Here is a 15,064-nt window from a genome sequence, read left to right as displayed (position 1 = left end):
ATCCTTCTCCCACCACCATCTTTGCAAAAGCCAGCTCATTGAGCTGGCTTTTTTGCGTTTAGGCATCATCACATTGGCCGAATTGCTTAAGACGTCGGTTCTGGGATACCTAGATGCTTGGCTACCTAGATGCTTGAACGCTTAGATACTTAAAGCCTCTCTACCGTGCGGCGTCCACAAATCCTGCTCTGGCCCTTTTGGCACAATGCGCGTTGGGTTAATGGTCGCGTGGCTAAAGTAATAGTGACGTTTGATGTGATCCATGTTCACGGTGTCTGCCACACCTTTCACTTGATACAACTCTTTCATGTAATTGAAGATATTGCAGTAATCCGCAATGCGTTGACGATTACACTTAAAGTGACCCACATACACGGCATCGAAACGCACTAACGTGGTGAACAGTCGCCAATCCGCTTCTGTGATACGTCCGCCCGTCAGGAAGCGATGTGTCGCCAAATGCGCATCAAGACAATCTAGCGCAGCAAAGAGTTGATCAAACGCGCTTTCATACGCCTCTTGTGTCGTCGCGAATCCACAGCGGTATACCCCATTATTCACGTTGGGATAAACATGCGCATTCCACTCTTCGATGCTGTTGCGTAGCGCATCAGGGTAATAATCATCAGTATTCCCTGTCACATCGTTAAAAGCCGTGTTGAACATACGAATGATTTCAGACGACTCGTTGCTCACGATGGTCTCTGTCTTTTTATCCCAAAGCACTGGCACGGTGACACGCCCGGTGTAATCCCCTTTGGCTTTGGTGTAAAGCTGATGCATGAAATCAAAACCGTAAAGCGATTCTGATTCATCAAATGCCCACCCGCTTTCTAGCATGTCAGCACTCACGATGCTTAAGCCAATGTGTGATTCGAGCCCTTTGAGCTTGCGGAAAATCAGCGTGCGGTGCGCCCAAGGACACGCGAGAGAAACATAAAGATGGTATCGACCAGACTCAGCAGAAAACCCTGCATCACCCGTAGGTCCTGCCTCGCCATTGGGTGTTACCCACGAACGAAAACCCGCGTCTTCTCGAACAAATTTCCCGTTCGACGCTTTGGTGTCATACCAAACATCATGCCAAACGCCGTCGACTAACTTACCCATTATGTTTCTCCTTAAACACGATGGAGAAAGTATAAAAAGTAAGGCACAGAATGTCGGCATGAGAAACTTGTTAGTGTTGTTCTAGTTTTTTGAACAAGATGCATCGCCAAATTAGACACCCACTCAAATTACATCAACGGCGTTTATTGCGGCAGAAACACATCGGGCTGCAAAAATGCAGCCCGATGGAGAATGGTCAACGCGTCTATTTTTGCTTACCGCCAAGGTAGCTAATATTGAATGTCACGTTGCTGGCAGCACTGCCATCTGGATAGGATTCGTTGATGGTGATTTCATCGCCATCAATCACAAAGCGAATCGTTGGGTCTTGGGCTTGGTCACGCCAGCGACCTTCATTTTGAGACCATATTGCGCGGGTCTTATTCACTTTGCAGCGAACGTGCCATTTGCCACCGTCATCAGGACGTCGGTAAGACATGTAATAAATGTCGAGCTCGGTTTCGGCTTCCACGACCACTTTATCCACGGTCATCACGGTTGGGCTTTTCTTCTTGATCGCGGCAATACTGGCTTTGCATATTTGCTCAGTGGTGAAGTCGCCAAACTCCCCACAGCCAGACAACATCGCTGTCACTAGCACCACCAAGCTGGCTTTAAACAAGGTCACTATTCTCATTAACTGCCTCCCTCACGTCGTGAAACACCACAACAAAGAATTTGCGAGTAACGCGTTGATTGCCAATCAATCTCTATTAAGCGCATGATTTTGCTTACAGCATAGTTGCAACCAAGAGATTTTGCTTCTATGTCGACACAGAAGCTTCGTCTTACTCACTGTTTTCTCAGCCCAAATGCGTTTATATGCGGTACACTGGGGATCGCTCGACGTATTTCACAAACAAAGAGAAGAAAAAGCGAATGAAAGTCATCTCATTTAATATCAATGGCCTACGCGCCCGCCTTCATCAACTTCAAGCCCTCATCGAAAAACACCAACCGGATGTGATTGGCTTGCAGGAAATCAAAGTACACGACGAAGCATTTCCGCTAGAAGACGTCGAAGCCATGGGTTACAAGGTGTATTTTCACGGCCAAAAAGCCCACTACGGTGTAGCGATGTTGTGTAAGCAAGAACCTATCAAGGTGCAAAAAGGCTTCCCAACGGACGAGGAAGACGCACAACGCCGCATGATCATGGCAACCTTCAAGCAAGATGACGGCAGTGAAGTGACGGTGCTAAACGGTTACTTCCCGCAGGGCGAAAACATTGCCCATGAGACCAAGTACCCTGCCAAAATTAAGTTCTACAAAGATTTGATGACCTACCTTAACAACGCACATACCAATGACGAAAACGTGATTGTGATGGGCGACATCAATATCAGCCCTATCGATCTTGATATCGGTATCGGCGACGTCAACCGCAAGCGCTGGCTGAAAACCGGTAAGTGTTCATTCCAACCGGAAGAGCGTGAAATGCTCGCGACCTTGATGAATTGGGGCTTTGTGGACACCTTCCGCCAGCAATTCCCAGACGCAGACGATAAGTACTCATGGTTCGACTACCGCTCACGCGGCTTTGACGACAACCGCGGCCTGCGCATCGATGTGGTACTGGCTACCGCCCCTCTCGCGGCGAAGTGCATTGATACCGGCATTGATTACGAACTGCGCGGCATTGAAAAGCCATCAGACCACGCGCCGATTTGGGCGGAATTTAGATAAAGAAGGTCCTGGGAAGAGCAGGTCCTAGATCCTAGGGAAGAGCAGAGCCTCAACCTCAAAAGTCAGAAATAAAAAACCGCCATTCAAGGCGGTTTTTTTTATGCTTTTGCTCTTCCTAGGACCTGCTTTTCCTAGCACCTAGGACCTATTTCTATTCCTAGGACCTGCTCTTACGACTCCAACGGCCTCAAATGTCTATGCCAGCGTTTCTCCAAACGCTTAAAGCCATACACAATCGTGAACGTCAGACACAAGTAGATCGCAGCCACAAACAGGAAAGCATCAAACGGGGCGTAGAAACGCGCGTAGATGTCTCGTGCTGCGCCTGTGAGGTCGATAATGGTAACGACCGAGGCTATTGAGCTGGCGTGCAGCATGAAGATGACTTCGTTGCTGTACGCAGGCAGTGCGCGACGGAAAGACGATGGTAGGATGATACGGCGCAAAATCGTGAAGCGTGACATGCCATAGGCCATACCTGCTTCAATTTCGCCGCGAGGCGTCGCCATCATAGATCCACGTAGGATTTCCGTGGTGTAAGCCGCGGTATTAAGCACAAACGCAAGCAAACACGGGTAAAACGCATCTTCAACCACCGCCCAAAACATGGACTGTTGAATGCCTTCGATGGTCGCCACGCCGTAGTAAATCAAATACAGCTGGAGCAGCAAGGGAGTGCCACGGAAGATGTAAACGTAAACCCACACTGGGCGGTTAATCCACGGGTTCTTAGAGGTTCTTGCTACCGCCAAAGGCACAGATAAAATCAAGCCTAAAAACAAGGAAAGCACAACCAATTGAACAGTCACCGTCAAACCACTCCAATAGTGAACAATGGTGGTTGAGGTGAAAATCTCGTTCTGATCGAGAAAGGCATACAGTGATTCTAACATTCCGCTCTCCTTAGCCTCTTACCACACCAGCACTGAACTTACGTTCCAGACGCTTAAGGCCGAGTTCCGACACCGAGGTGATCAACAGATACACGATGGCAACCGGGATGAAGAATTTAAACGGTTCATTCACCGCGCCCGCCGCCTCTTTCGCAAGGCGTGTCATGTCCGCCAGACCAATCACAGAAACCAGTGCCGTGGTTTTCACTAACACGAGCCAGTTGTTACCAATGCCGGGTAAAGCATGGCGCATCATCTGAGGGAACATGATGCGACGAAAAACCATCCAATTGCTCATGCCATACGCAGTGCCCGCTTCAAGCTGACCACGGTCAACCGCAAGGAATGCACCGCGGAAGGTTTCCGCCATGTACGCACCGAAAATAAAACCAATGGTCGACACACCTGCCGTGAATTCATCAACGTTAAAAAAGACGTCGATTTCAAAGCTGTCATAAAGCCAATCAGAAAAGTTGTTGAGCATGATCTGAACGCCGAAGAAGATCAGCAGCATCAGCACCAAGTCAGGCACGCCGCGAACCACGGTGGAATATACCGTTGCTGCGCCACGTGCTATGCGATTTTGTGAGAGACGCGCCATTGCCGTGACCAATCCAAGCGCCAATGCTATCACTGCTGAAAGCACCGCAAGCTCAACGGTCAGAATTGCGCCCATAAATATGGAAGGGCCGTAACCATGCAGATCTAACATCCTTTCCTCCTGCACGTAAAAAACCGATAGACACCCAATCGGTCAAAAGGGAGCACGTCCTGCTCCCTTTGGAACATTCTGCATATCATTGACATGCAGGGTATTGCTTTAGCATGTGGGCAAACGTTCTCGCTGAACCTTCGCCCACATTAGAGAGTCATTACATTTTGATGTCGTACTTGAAGTACTTGTTCATGATCTCTTCGTACGTGCCATTTGCTTTTACTTCATCCAGTGACTTGTTGAAGATAGCCAGTAGGTCTTTGTCACGCTTGCGCATTGCAGCACCTACACCGCCACCCAGTTGGATGTTCTCGCCAACGGTTTTGAAGTTAGCACCGTCAGATGCACCCAAAATCGCCGCTTCACCCACAGGGAAATCAATCAGAACCAAGTCAAGACGACCGCCTTGCAGATCCAGCACCAAGTCATCACCGGTTGTGTAACGCTTGATCTCAGCCACTTTACCGAAGGTATCCGTTGCGTGGTTGTCTTGGATCGTACCGCGCTGAACACCAATACGCTTACCTTTCAGTGATGCAACATCACTTGGGTTTAGGTTTGATACTTTTGGTGCGAAGTAACCGCTTGGCGTGTTGTAGTAAGGCTTAGTGAAAGCAACTTGCTTCGCACGCTCTTCGGTGATCGACATTGAAGAGAAAATAACGTCATACTTACGCGCTTTAAGACCTGGAATGATGCCATCCCATGCCTGAACGACCCAGCTACAGTTGAGCTTGGCGTTTTCACACACAGCGTTACCCAAATCCACCTCAAAACCCGTCAAGGTGCCATCTGGCGCTTTGTATTCGAATGGTTCGTAAGGAACGTCAACAGCGATGCGAACATCTGTCCAATCTTTAGCTTGAACTGCTGTCGCGCCAAGTGCTGCTGTTACTGCAGCTGCAACTAACCACTTTTTCATCTTAATGTCTCCTTAGGTACTTAACACGGACGGCAAAACTCCATCGCCATCCGCCGTATTGTCACATTTGTGTTGATTTACTCTCTATTAGTATTAGCAAACACAAACGGATAATTAGTAAATTGACGATATAAACTGCTGTAAACGCTCTGACTCAGGGTTGCTGAATAGCTTTTCAGGGTGCCCTTGTTCTTCAACAAGGCCTTGGTGCAAGAACATCACATGGTTAGACACATCACGGGCAAACGCCATTTCGTGTGTCACAACCAACATGGTGCGCCCTTCTTCTGCAAGGATCTTCATCACGTTCAGTACTTCACCGACCAACTCAGGGTCGAGTGCAGAGGTGGGTTCATCAAACAGCAAGGCTTCTGGCTCTACCGCCAATGCACGTGCAATCGCAGCGCGTTGCTGTTGACCACCAGAAAGGTGACCGGGGTAATAATCACGGCGCTCGTACAAACCAACACGCTGCAAATACGCTTCTGCGCGTTCAATGGCTTCTGCTTTCGGTACGCCGAGAACATGGATAGGGGCTTCGATGACGTTTTCCATCACCGTCATGTGAGACCAAAGGTTAAACCCTTGGAAAACCATCGCGAGACGAGAGCGAATGCGTTGCACTTGCTTGTCGCTCACTGGCACAGCAATGCCGCCACGCCCTGGCTTCATTTCGATCAATTCACCATTGACCCAAATTTCACCGCTGGTAGGTGTTTCGAGGAGGTTAATGCAGCGAAGAAACGTACTCTTACCTGAACCGGAAGAGCCGATAATAGAAATAACATCGCCGCCGTTAGCGTCGAGAGAGATCCCTTTCAATACTTCATGTTGACCAAATGTTTTGTGAAGGTCTTTAATTTGCAGCGCTACTGCTTCGCTCATGCGCCTGACTCCTGTCATTCTTTTTGCACGTTCAATGTGCACACATTCGGCTGTGTGTTGTTGTTATTTTGTCTATTCACTTTTGAGAGTCAGCGCTAGCTTGATGAAGTTGTAACTTTCTTGCGTGTTACAACACATTCCACTGCTGAAGCCCATTTATTTGAAAATAACATCCATCACTTCCATCAGCAACAATTTGTTAACCTTCAACAAATTAATATTTAAGTCATATAAATCGCATAAATACTCAGAGCCATTTTTGTGCACTGCGTCGATATCATTGATGCATAGTTAGGGTTAGTGTAGGGTGTAATCGGTGAAAAATACTCTTTAAATTCAATACTGAGAGATTCATGCTGCTGCGCTTTTTGACCTTGTGTTTCGTGCTGGTGCCTACCATCAGCGCTGCAATGCCCAATACTTTGACAATCATCCCTGAGCTCTCAAATGGTTTCGTGCGTAACTACAACCCATTTCGCAGCGATACGTTGGCGACGACTCATGACTTTGTCTATGAACCCCTCATGGTGTTCGACAACGGCACGCCCCATTTTCGTTTGGCTGAACGCTATGTCCTCTCGCCTGATTTAACAGGCATCACCCTGTATTTACGTGATGGGATCACTTGGTCTGATGGTGCACCATTCTCGAGCGATGATGTCGTCTACAGTTTGTCTCTGCTGAATAAACAACCAGAACTGGATTACAATTCACTGGGTAAGTGGGTCGAACGTGTCGAAAAACGTGGTAAAAATGAGGTGTACGTCTCGTTAAGTCAGCCTAACGCGCAAATCGCAGAACGTTTAGCAGACGCCATCATTGTGCCCAAGCACAAATGGGAAACCATCCAAGGCAAGGAAAGTTACCTAAACCAAGACCCTGTTGGCACAGGCCCTTTCACCACCATCAAAGCCTTTACGAGCAATAACATTGTTCAATGCCGCAATCCCCATTACTGGCAGCAAGATGCATTGAAGGTCGATTGCATTCGCTACCCCACCGTCAGAACGAACGACGAATTGATCTCTCGCCTCAGCAGCGGTGAGTTTGATTGGGCAAGCGCGTTCATTCCAGACATTGAACGTAATTACGCCTCTTACTCCCGTGATTATCATTACTACCACCAGCCCTCAACGATCGTGAGTTTGCTGTTCAACTTCAAACACGCAAACCCCGACACCCAAGCCGTGTTTAATGACGTGCGTTTTCGTCGCGCCGTGTCCATGTGCTTGTCTCGCGAATTGCTCATTGATATTGCCGTTTTTGGTCAGGGCCAAAAAGCCATGTTTGCCAGTGGTGTGGAATCGAAGTTTGAAGACTGGATTGCCCCATCAGCCGCTGAACAACACCTTTACTACATTCGCAACCACACCAAGGTTGCACAGCGCTTACTCGATGAAATGGGACTGGCTGATACGAATGGCGACGGCTATCGCGAATTACCCTCGGGTAAACCCCTTGAGCTGTCGATCATCGCCCCATCGGGGTGGAGTGATTTCACGTCAGCCGCCAATGTGATCAGCGAAATGATGAGCACGGCGGGCTTAAAAGTGTCAGTGAAAGAATTGCCTTACCCGAAATACATCGAAGACATGGCGCTGGCGAACTACGACATCAGCATTACGAACTATCCGTCTGGCAACACACCTTTTCTCTATTTGAACGAAGCCTTCAACAGTGATTATCAAACGCCAAGTTCACCGCGTTACGCGCACCATTTTTATAAAGATGAAGTGATCGATAACTTGCTGAGTGATTTCCTTCTTCAAACAACACCCAGTGCCCAGCGCGATGTGATAAATAAACTGCACCTGCGCATTGCAGAACAACAAATCACCGTGCCGCTCTACTACAAACTTGAAACCGTTGAATACACGTCAACGCGCTATAGAGGATGGCACACAGAAAGAGGGAAACCCGCCGTGCCGGCCATTTGGCCGACAGAGAGAATGCGTTTGATTCAGTTGCTGGATTTGTACCCGACCGAAGCGCGAGTAAGCGAGTAAAGAAGATACTCGCTTTATTCTGTGGTCAACAATTCTAGGGTTTTCAGCCACACATCCGCATCACCGTCAGGCTCTAAGCGCTTGAGGGTTTCATACGCATTGCGTGCGACATCGAACTGGTTGATTTTCATTGCGCTGTAACCAAGAATCTCCCACAAGAAAGGATCATCTTCGCCGCCCATGGCGATAGCACGCTGCGCTAAATCCGCAGCATCTGGCCATTGCTGCAATTGAGAGGCAATACGGCACTGCGCTTTGAGCAGCGACAATTCCGGCTCTTCGTTCAATTGCGCCGCAATCACCCATGCATCTCCCCATTGGGAAGCCTGCATCAAGTACTGCAATTGGCGCTTTTGAGTTTCTCTGTCATTCAGCGCCCCATCTTCTGTTACGCCTTTTGATAGCCATTGCGCGGCTTGTGATGCTTTACCCAGTTGCGCAGAAATATGCGCCATATCCAGATAATCTTGCCCCGTCAGCGCCATACCTTGTTCTTTGGCTTGTTGATACAAACGCAGCGATTGTCGCAATTGGCCCAAGCGTGCATACGCCCCAGCTTGCTTGCGTTGCCAGCGAATATCATTGCCGTAACGTTCTTGAATATTTCGCGTGGTATTGATCAGTGCGCGATCTTGAAACAGCTGCTCTTCGCTCAACGCCTTTATCTGCCACATAAACTCTGGGGCATCGGCATAACGCGCAATCACCGCGTTGGCTTGTTCCAGCGCACGGTCATAGTACTGTTCCGCAAACAAAGCACGGGTATACAGCTGCTCTACAGGCTGGAACGGCGGGAATTCTTCAAGATAAAGCTGACCATATCGCACCGCGACATCGGGTCTGCTGCGCTTCATGGAAATCGACACTAACGCACCCAAGGCATCTTGCCGAAGGCTTGGTGGCAACTTGCTGTACTTCACGGCATTGGTATAGGCGAGAGACGCGCGGTCGAGGTCGCCTTCTTGCAGGTAGATAAACCCAAGAAGGCGTTGATGCAGGGCTTTTTGCTCATCGTTATCAGGAACAAGCGCCTTGGCTAAATTGGACGCGTCTTTATATTGCTCATTCGACAGCAATTGTTCGATACGCGTGAGATGACGGGCTAAATCAGGATCGCTGGCAACCACCGAAAATGATGCACTCATAAAGAGGATAGCAATACCGAACCCTTTCATATCCCTTAGCCGTTAACGATCTGATAAATCGACTATAACGCAGATTGGTCAATATCCGTGCGTTTTAACGTCGATTTTTTGCAAGGAAGCAACAATCCTCATTTTTAGGAGAAAAATAGGCGTAAAAGTGAACAATTCCGCGTGATGCCTTTGTTTGAATTCCCCAAGCCCGTCCTTCCTTTTCTTCCTTCACACAAGGCTAACAACTGTGTTGCGTGTCGTAAGATATTTTTCCTGAAGCACGTTGATTCGGGCTATACTCGCCATCCCCTTATGAGACTGAGACTCCCATGAAAACCTATATCCCTGGTAAAGATGCCGCACTGGAAGAATCCATCAATCGCTTTGAAGAAAAACTCACCGCGCATGGCTTCCACGTTGAACCTGTTTCTTGGCTAAACCCAGTACCCAATGTTTGGTCGGTTCATATCCGCGATGTAGACGCGCCAATGAACTTCACCAACGGTAAAGGTGCGAGCAAGAAAGCTGCATTAGCCTCTGCATTAGGTGAGTATTTTGAGCGTCTGTCTTGTAACTATTTCTACGCCGATTTCTACATGGGTGATGACGTTGCCAACGCACCGTTTGTGCATTACCCGAACGAGAAATGGTTTCCACTGACGGATGATGACAGCTTGCCAGAAGGCTTGCTGGATGACGCCATGTCAGCATTCTATGATCCAGAAGATACACTTGCAGCAAGCGAGCTGATTGACCTGCAATCGGGCAACGAAGAACGCGGCATTTGTGCCCTGCCTTTTGAGCGTCAACGCGACCAACACACCGTGTATGTGCCAATGAACGTTATCGGTAACTTGTATGTGTCAAACGGCATGTCAGCAGGTAACACACAAACCGAAGCACGCAGCCAAGCGCTGTCTGAAGTGTTCGAGCGCGCGATCAAAAACCGCATTATCGCAGAGCGCATTAGCTTGCCAGAAATCCCAGCAGACGTGATGGCACGTTACCCATCGGTTCAAGCATCCATTGATGCATTGATTGCCGAAGGTTTCCCGGTTGTTGCGTATGACGCGTCACTGGGCGGTAAGTACCCTGTCATTTGCGTGGCGTTGTTTAACCCAACGAACGGCACCTGCTTTACCTCTTGGGGCGCACACCCACGTTTTCAGGTCGCACTTGAGCGTACCGTCACGGAATTGCTTCAAGGTCGCAGCCTAAAAGATCTCGATGTGTTCGAAGCACCGTCTTTCCACGATGAAGATGTGGCCGATCACCACAACCTTGAAACCCACTTCATTGACTCATCAGGCACAGTTTCTTGGGACATGTTCAAAGCCACTGCTGACATTGAATTTGCAGATTGGAACTTCGAAGGCACGTCACAAGAAGAATGCGATTGGCTATTAGGCAAACTGCATGCAGAAGATGCTGATGCTTACATCGCCGATTACACCCACCTTGATGTGAATTGTTGTCGCGTGATCGTACCGGGCTGGTCAGAAATTTACCCACCAGAAGAAATTCAGCTGTGTAACAACAACCGTGGTACGGATCTACGTGATGCCTTGTCGATGCTGCTCGCGTCTGAATACAGCGATGAGTCTGTCGAGTTCTTGTTTGATGTGCTCGAAATGGCGGATTTCGATGACAGCTACATGGTGTGTGAATTGATGGGTATCGCCCCTGATGCAAACACTGCGTGGAAATCCCTTACCATTGGTGAACTGAAGTGTCTGCTGGCACTGGCAATGGGCGATTTGGAATCTGCACAAGACTTCGCAGTGTGGAGCTTGGATTACAACGCCACTATTTATAGCCAACCGCGCGCCATCTTCATGCGCTGCCTCATTGCGAGCCTAGAGCTTGCGCAAGACGATGTCCGTGATCCTGCGGAATACCGTCAGGCATTTGGCTTTATATACGGTGAAGAAACCACGGATGCCGTTTGGGATTCTATCTCAGGTGACATTCGCTTCTTTGGTTTAACCGCACCAGATGCCGATCTCACTGCATTTGACGCCCACCAAAAGCTGCTTGGCTCTTATAACAAGCTACAAATCGCCAAGGCGACATTGTCTTAATAAGAGAACTATCAGCAAATCATTCGGCTTATGAATGGCCTCACACCGAGGCATTCATAAGCGGTTGATTGCAATGCTTTCCCGCAACATTGATAACCAAAAGCCGACGTTTCCTTCCCTTAAAGTACGTAATTTAATTACAATTCAATTTTATTTGAGAATGTTTAAATTTTTTATATTTAATAAAATCAATAATATAGAAAATTTAAGCCAAAAATAGCCGTTTTAAATGTTATAAAATTTCACAACAATGATCTAAATCAATTTTGATGGAACAAGCCTCTGGTACTATTCTTTCAGCGAAATTTGGAGACCAGTGGGTACTATCGTGAAGACTCAAACCAACCCTTTTGACGCACTGATGCCGCCAGCCATGGCGCAAAAAGCTGAAGATGTCGGGGTTTACAAGGCAACTAAAGCGCCTTTCCAATCTTTTATCCTCGCCATCACTGCTGGCGTATTCATTTCTATTGCTTTCGTTTTCTACACCACAGTGACCGCTGGTGCGAGTGATGCGCCTTGGGGTCTCGTCAAATTTGTCGGCGGTATCGCCTTCAGTCTCGGCCTTATTCTTGTTGTTGTTTGTGGCGGTGAACTCTTTACCTCTACCGTATTAACGACTGTCGCAAAAGCCAATAATCGAATTACTTGGGCACAACTGGGCCGCAACTGGGTCACTGTTTACTTCGGTAACATGGTCGGTGCACTCTTCTTTGTTGTCATGATCTGGCTAGCTGGCCAACATCTGTCAGGCAATGGAGATTGGGGCATTAACGCAATGAAAATTGCCCAGCACAAATTGCACCACACTTTTGTTCAAGCGGTTGTTCTCGGCACCCTGTGTAACCTAATGGTTTGTCTAGCTGTTTGGATGACATATTCATGCCGCAGTGTCGCAGACAAGATTCTCGTGATGATGCTTCCAGTTGCTATGTTTGTTGCAGCAGGCTTTGAGCACAGCATTGCAAACATGTTCATGGTCCCGATGGGTATCGTGATTAATAACTTCGCGAGCCCTGAATTTTGGGCAGCAACAGGGTATAGTGCAGCAGATTTCGCCGACCTAACGGTGAGCAACTTCATCCTGAATAACCTTATTCCAGTGACCATCGGTAACATCATTGGTGGTGGCCTACTTGTAGGCATGACTTACTGGCTGATTCATCTTCGTGGCGAACAAAGTCACAGCTAATTCATAGCTGAACTCAAGCGACGCGAATCTCTATATTTTCTTTTCTACTGAATTTAAACAGGTAGGTACATCATGGCAGAGCAATTTACTCAAGCGTGGGAAGGCTTCGCAGCCGGCGACTGGCAGACTGAAGTTAACGTTCGTGACTTCATCCAAAAGAACTACACCCCATACGAAGGCGACGAGTCTTTCCTAGTTACTGAAGGTACTGAAGCGACTAACGCGCTTTGGGACAAAGTAATGGAAGGCATCAAGCTTGAGAACTCCACTCACGCGCCAGTAGATTTCGATACTTCAGTTATCTCTACTATTACTGCTCATGACGCTGGTTACATCATCAAAGATCTAGAAAAGATCGTTGGTCTGCAAACTGAAGCGCCACTGAAACGTGCACTTATCCCTAACGGTGGTGTACGCATGATCGAAGGTTCTTGCAAAGCGTATGATCGCGAGCTTGACCCTATCGTTTCTAAAATTTACTCAGAATACCGTAAGACACACAACCAAGGCGTTTTCGATATCTACACACCAGATATCATGAACTGCCGTAAGTCAGGTATTTTGACCGGTCTTCCTGATGCATACGGCCGTGGCCGCATCATCGGTGACTACCGTCGCGTTGCACTTTACGGTGTAGATTACCTGATGAAGGACAAAGCTAAGCAATTCCATTCGCTACAAGCGAAATTGGAAGCTGGCGACGATCTACAAATGACCATGCAACTGCGTGAAGAAATTCAAGAGCAATACCGTGCTCTAGGCCAAATCAAAGAAATGGCTAAGAAATACGGTGCGGACATTTCTGGTCCTGCAACCACAGCTCAAGAAGCGGTTCAGTGGGTTTACTTCGGCTACCTAGCTGCAGTTAAATCTCAGAACGGTGCTGCAATGTCTCTAGGCCGTACTTCTACGTTCCTAGACGTGTACATCGAGCGTGACATCGCTGCTGGTAAGATCACTGAAGTTGAAGCTCAGGAAATGATCGACCACTTCGTAATGAAGCTGCGTATGGTTCGCTTCCTACGTACGCCTGAGTACGATGAGCTGTTCTCTGGTGACCCAATCTGGGCAACAGAATCAATGGGTGGTATGGGTGTTGACGGTCGTACACTGGTAAGCCGTACTAACTTCCGCTTCCTGAACACGCTTTACACCATGGGTCCAAGCCCAGAGCCAAACATCACTGTGCTTTGGTCTGAGCAACTGCCTGTAGGCTTCAAGAAGTTCTGTGCGAAGGTATCTATCGATACGTCTTCTATCCAGTACGAAAACGATGACCTAATGCGTCCAGATTTCGACAACGATGACTACGCTATCGCTTGTTGTGTATCTCCACAGGTTATTGGTAAGCACATGCAGTTCTTCGGCGCGCGTGCAAACCTTGCTAAAACACTACTGTATGTAATCAACGGTGGTGTGGATGAGAAGCTGAAACTTCAAGTAGGTCCTAAGCAAGCACCAATGACTGACGAAGTACTAGACTTCGACAAAGTGTGGTCTGGCCTAGACAACTTCATGGATTGGTTGGCAACTCAGTACGTCACCGCACTGAACGCTATCCACTACTCACACGACAAGTACAGCTACGAAGCTTCTTTGATGGCGCTGATGGATCGTGACGTTTACCGTACAATGGCTTGTGGTATCGCAGGTCTATCTGTAGCGGCTGACTCACTGTCTGCTATCAAGTACGCGACAGTTAAACCAGTTCGTGACGAAGACGGCATCGCGATCGATTTCGAAATCGAAGGCGACTATCCGAAGTTTGGTAACAACGACTCACGTGTTGATGACATGGCGTGTCAGCTTGTTGAAAACTTCATGAACAAGATCCGCAAGATGAAGACTTACCGTAACGCGGTGCCTACTCAGTCTATCCTGACTATCACGTCAAACGTGGTATACGGCAAGAAGACAGGTAACACCCCTGACGGTCGTCGTGCTGGCGCACCATTCGCACCGGGCGCAAACCCAATGCACGGTCGTGACGAGAAAGGTGCAGTAGCATCTCTAACGTCTGTAGGTAAACTGCCATTTGCTCACGCAAAAGACGGTATCTCTTACACCTTCTCTATCGTGCCTAACGCACTGGGTAAAGATGGCGACACGCAGAAAGCGAACCTTGCTGGTCTTATGGACGGTTACTTCCACCACGAATCAGGCATCGAGGGTGGTCAACACCTGAACGTGAACGTTCTGAACCGTGAAACACTGGAAGACGCCGTTAAGCACCCAGAGAACTACCCACAGCTGACTATCCGTGTATCGGGCTACGCTGTGCGTTTCAACTCTCTGACTGCTGAACAGCAAAAAGACGTTATCGCACGTACATTCACTGAATCTCTATAATCTGAGCATTCACTGAGTGATAAAAAACACCTCCCTTGTGGAGGTGTTTTTTTTATGTCTGTTTCTCTCAAACCACACCCCGTTTTATC

At 48.2% G+C, this 15,064-nt stretch carries 12 protein-coding genes; 5 read left to right on the top strand and 7 right to left on the bottom strand.

The features are described 5' to 3' along the window. Nucleotides 1-141: 141 nt before the first annotated feature. Entirely contained in the window at nucleotides 142-1,110 is a 969-nt protein-coding gene (locus BCT27_RS14225) for a glutathione S-transferase family protein (RefSeq protein WP_102396075.1), read from the bottom strand. A gap of 205 nt (nucleotides 1,111-1,315) precedes the next feature. Beyond that, nucleotides 1,316-1,747 (bottom strand): hypothetical protein, encoded by a 432-nt coding sequence (locus BCT27_RS14220; protein WP_017010852.1) that lies wholly within the window; start codon nucleotides 1,745-1,747, stop codon nucleotides 1,316-1,318. Nucleotides 1,748-1,989: 242 nt separating this feature from the next. Between BCT27_RS14220 and xthA the strand changes: the two genes are divergently transcribed. Continuing rightward, nucleotides 1,990-2,796 carry an exodeoxyribonuclease III gene (gene xthA / locus BCT27_RS14215; protein ID WP_102396074.1) on the top strand — a complete coding sequence of 269 codons (807 nt, stop codon included), beginning with the start codon at nucleotides 1,990-1,992 and terminating at the stop codon, nucleotides 2,794-2,796. A gap of 170 nt (nucleotides 2,797-2,966) precedes the next feature. Here xthA and BCT27_RS14210 read toward each other — a convergent pair whose 3' ends face one another. The 4 genes from BCT27_RS14210 to BCT27_RS14195 form a co-directional block, all read right to left on the bottom strand. Further along, nucleotides 2,967-3,689, bottom strand: a complete 723-nt coding sequence (locus BCT27_RS14210) for an ABC transporter permease (RefSeq protein ID WP_017008582.1) — start codon at nucleotides 3,687-3,689, stop codon at nucleotides 2,967-2,969. A gap of 10 nt (nucleotides 3,690-3,699) precedes the next feature. Then, the gene (locus BCT27_RS14205) at nucleotides 3,700-4,401 is read right to left on the bottom strand and encodes an ABC transporter permease (protein ID WP_102319186.1); all 702 of its coding nucleotides are present in this window, start codon (nucleotides 4,399-4,401) and stop codon (nucleotides 3,700-3,702) included. Between the two features lie 160 nt (nucleotides 4,402-4,561). Beyond that, nucleotides 4,562-5,326, bottom strand: coding sequence for a transporter substrate-binding domain-containing protein (locus BCT27_RS14200; RefSeq protein ID WP_102319185.1), 765 nt, complete (start codon nucleotides 5,324-5,326; stop codon nucleotides 4,562-4,564). 114 nt (nucleotides 5,327-5,440) lie between these two features. Continuing rightward, nucleotides 5,441-6,211 carry an ABC transporter ATP-binding protein gene (locus BCT27_RS14195; protein WP_017008585.1) on the bottom strand — a complete coding sequence of 257 codons (771 nt, stop codon included), beginning with the start codon at nucleotides 6,209-6,211 and terminating at the stop codon, nucleotides 5,441-5,443. 353 nt (nucleotides 6,212-6,564) lie between these two features. Between BCT27_RS14195 and BCT27_RS14190 the strand changes: the two genes are divergently transcribed. Further along, entirely contained in the window at nucleotides 6,565-8,217 is a 1,653-nt protein-coding gene (locus BCT27_RS14190) for an ABC transporter substrate-binding protein (RefSeq protein WP_102396073.1), read from the top strand. Nucleotides 8,218-8,231: 14 nt separating this feature from the next. Here BCT27_RS14190 and BCT27_RS14185 read toward each other — a convergent pair whose 3' ends face one another. Continuing rightward, on the bottom strand, nucleotides 8,232-9,392 hold the full coding sequence (locus BCT27_RS14185) for a tetratricopeptide repeat protein (RefSeq protein ID WP_102396072.1): 1,161 nt from the start codon (nucleotides 9,390-9,392) through the stop codon (nucleotides 8,232-8,234). A gap of 290 nt (nucleotides 9,393-9,682) precedes the next feature. Between BCT27_RS14185 and ycaO the strand changes: the two genes are divergently transcribed. The 3 genes from ycaO to pflB all read left to right on the top strand — a co-directional run bounded on the left by ycaO (nucleotide 9,683) and on the right by pflB (nucleotide 14,975). Continuing rightward, a complete protein-coding gene (gene ycaO, locus BCT27_RS14180) occupies nucleotides 9,683-11,434 on the top strand; it encodes a 30S ribosomal protein S12 methylthiotransferase accessory factor YcaO (protein ID WP_102396071.1) in 1,752 nt (583 codons plus the stop codon). A 316-nt stretch (nucleotides 11,435-11,750) separates the two neighbouring features. Then, entirely contained in the window at nucleotides 11,751-12,626 is an 876-nt protein-coding gene (gene focA / locus BCT27_RS14175; RefSeq protein WP_102319181.1) for a formate transporter FocA, read from the top strand. Between the two features lie 72 nt (nucleotides 12,627-12,698). Beyond that, a complete protein-coding gene (gene pflB / locus BCT27_RS14170; RefSeq protein WP_102319180.1) occupies nucleotides 12,699-14,975 on the top strand; it encodes a formate C-acetyltransferase in 2,277 nt (758 codons plus the stop codon). The last annotated feature ends 89 nt before the right edge of the window (nucleotides 14,976-15,064 follow it).

Source organism: Enterovibrio norvegicus, from assembly GCF_002876705.1.
GTDB lineage: Bacteria > Pseudomonadota > Gammaproteobacteria > Enterobacterales > Vibrionaceae > Enterovibrio > Enterovibrio norvegicus_B.
Note: the sequence above shows the minus strand (reverse complement) of the source record. Positions and strands in the feature narration are given on the sequence as shown.

Coding starts and splice junctions, on each gene's coding strand:
- BCT27_RS14225 (WP_102396075.1), bottom strand. CDS start 1,110: ATGGGTAAGTTAGTCGACGGCGTTTGGCATGATGTTTGGTATGACACC.
- BCT27_RS14220 (WP_017010852.1), bottom strand. CDS start 1,747: ATGAGAATAGTGACCTTGTTTAAAGCCAGCTTGGTGGTGCTAGTGACA.
- xthA (WP_102396074.1), top strand. CDS start 1,990: ATGAAAGTCATCTCATTTAATATCAATGGCCTACGCGCCCGCCTTCAT.
- BCT27_RS14210 (WP_017008582.1), bottom strand. CDS start 3,689: ATGTTAGAATCACTGTATGCCTTTCTCGATCAGAACGAGATTTTCACC.
- BCT27_RS14205 (WP_102319186.1), bottom strand. CDS start 4,401: ATGTTAGATCTGCATGGTTACGGCCCTTCCATATTTATGGGCGCAATT.
- BCT27_RS14200 (WP_102319185.1), bottom strand. CDS start 5,326: ATGAAAAAGTGGTTAGTTGCAGCTGCAGTAACAGCAGCACTTGGCGCG.
- BCT27_RS14195 (WP_017008585.1), bottom strand. CDS start 6,211: ATGAGCGAAGCAGTAGCGCTGCAAATTAAAGACCTTCACAAAACATTT.
- BCT27_RS14190 (WP_102396073.1), top strand. CDS start 6,565: ATGCTGCTGCGCTTTTTGACCTTGTGTTTCGTGCTGGTGCCTACCATC.
- BCT27_RS14185 (WP_102396072.1), bottom strand. CDS start 9,392: ATGAAAGGGTTCGGTATTGCTATCCTCTTTATGAGTGCATCATTTTCG.
- ycaO (WP_102396071.1), top strand. CDS start 9,683: ATGAAAACCTATATCCCTGGTAAAGATGCCGCACTGGAAGAATCCATC.
- pflB (WP_102319180.1), top strand. CDS start 12,699: ATGGCAGAGCAATTTACTCAAGCGTGGGAAGGCTTCGCAGCCGGCGAC.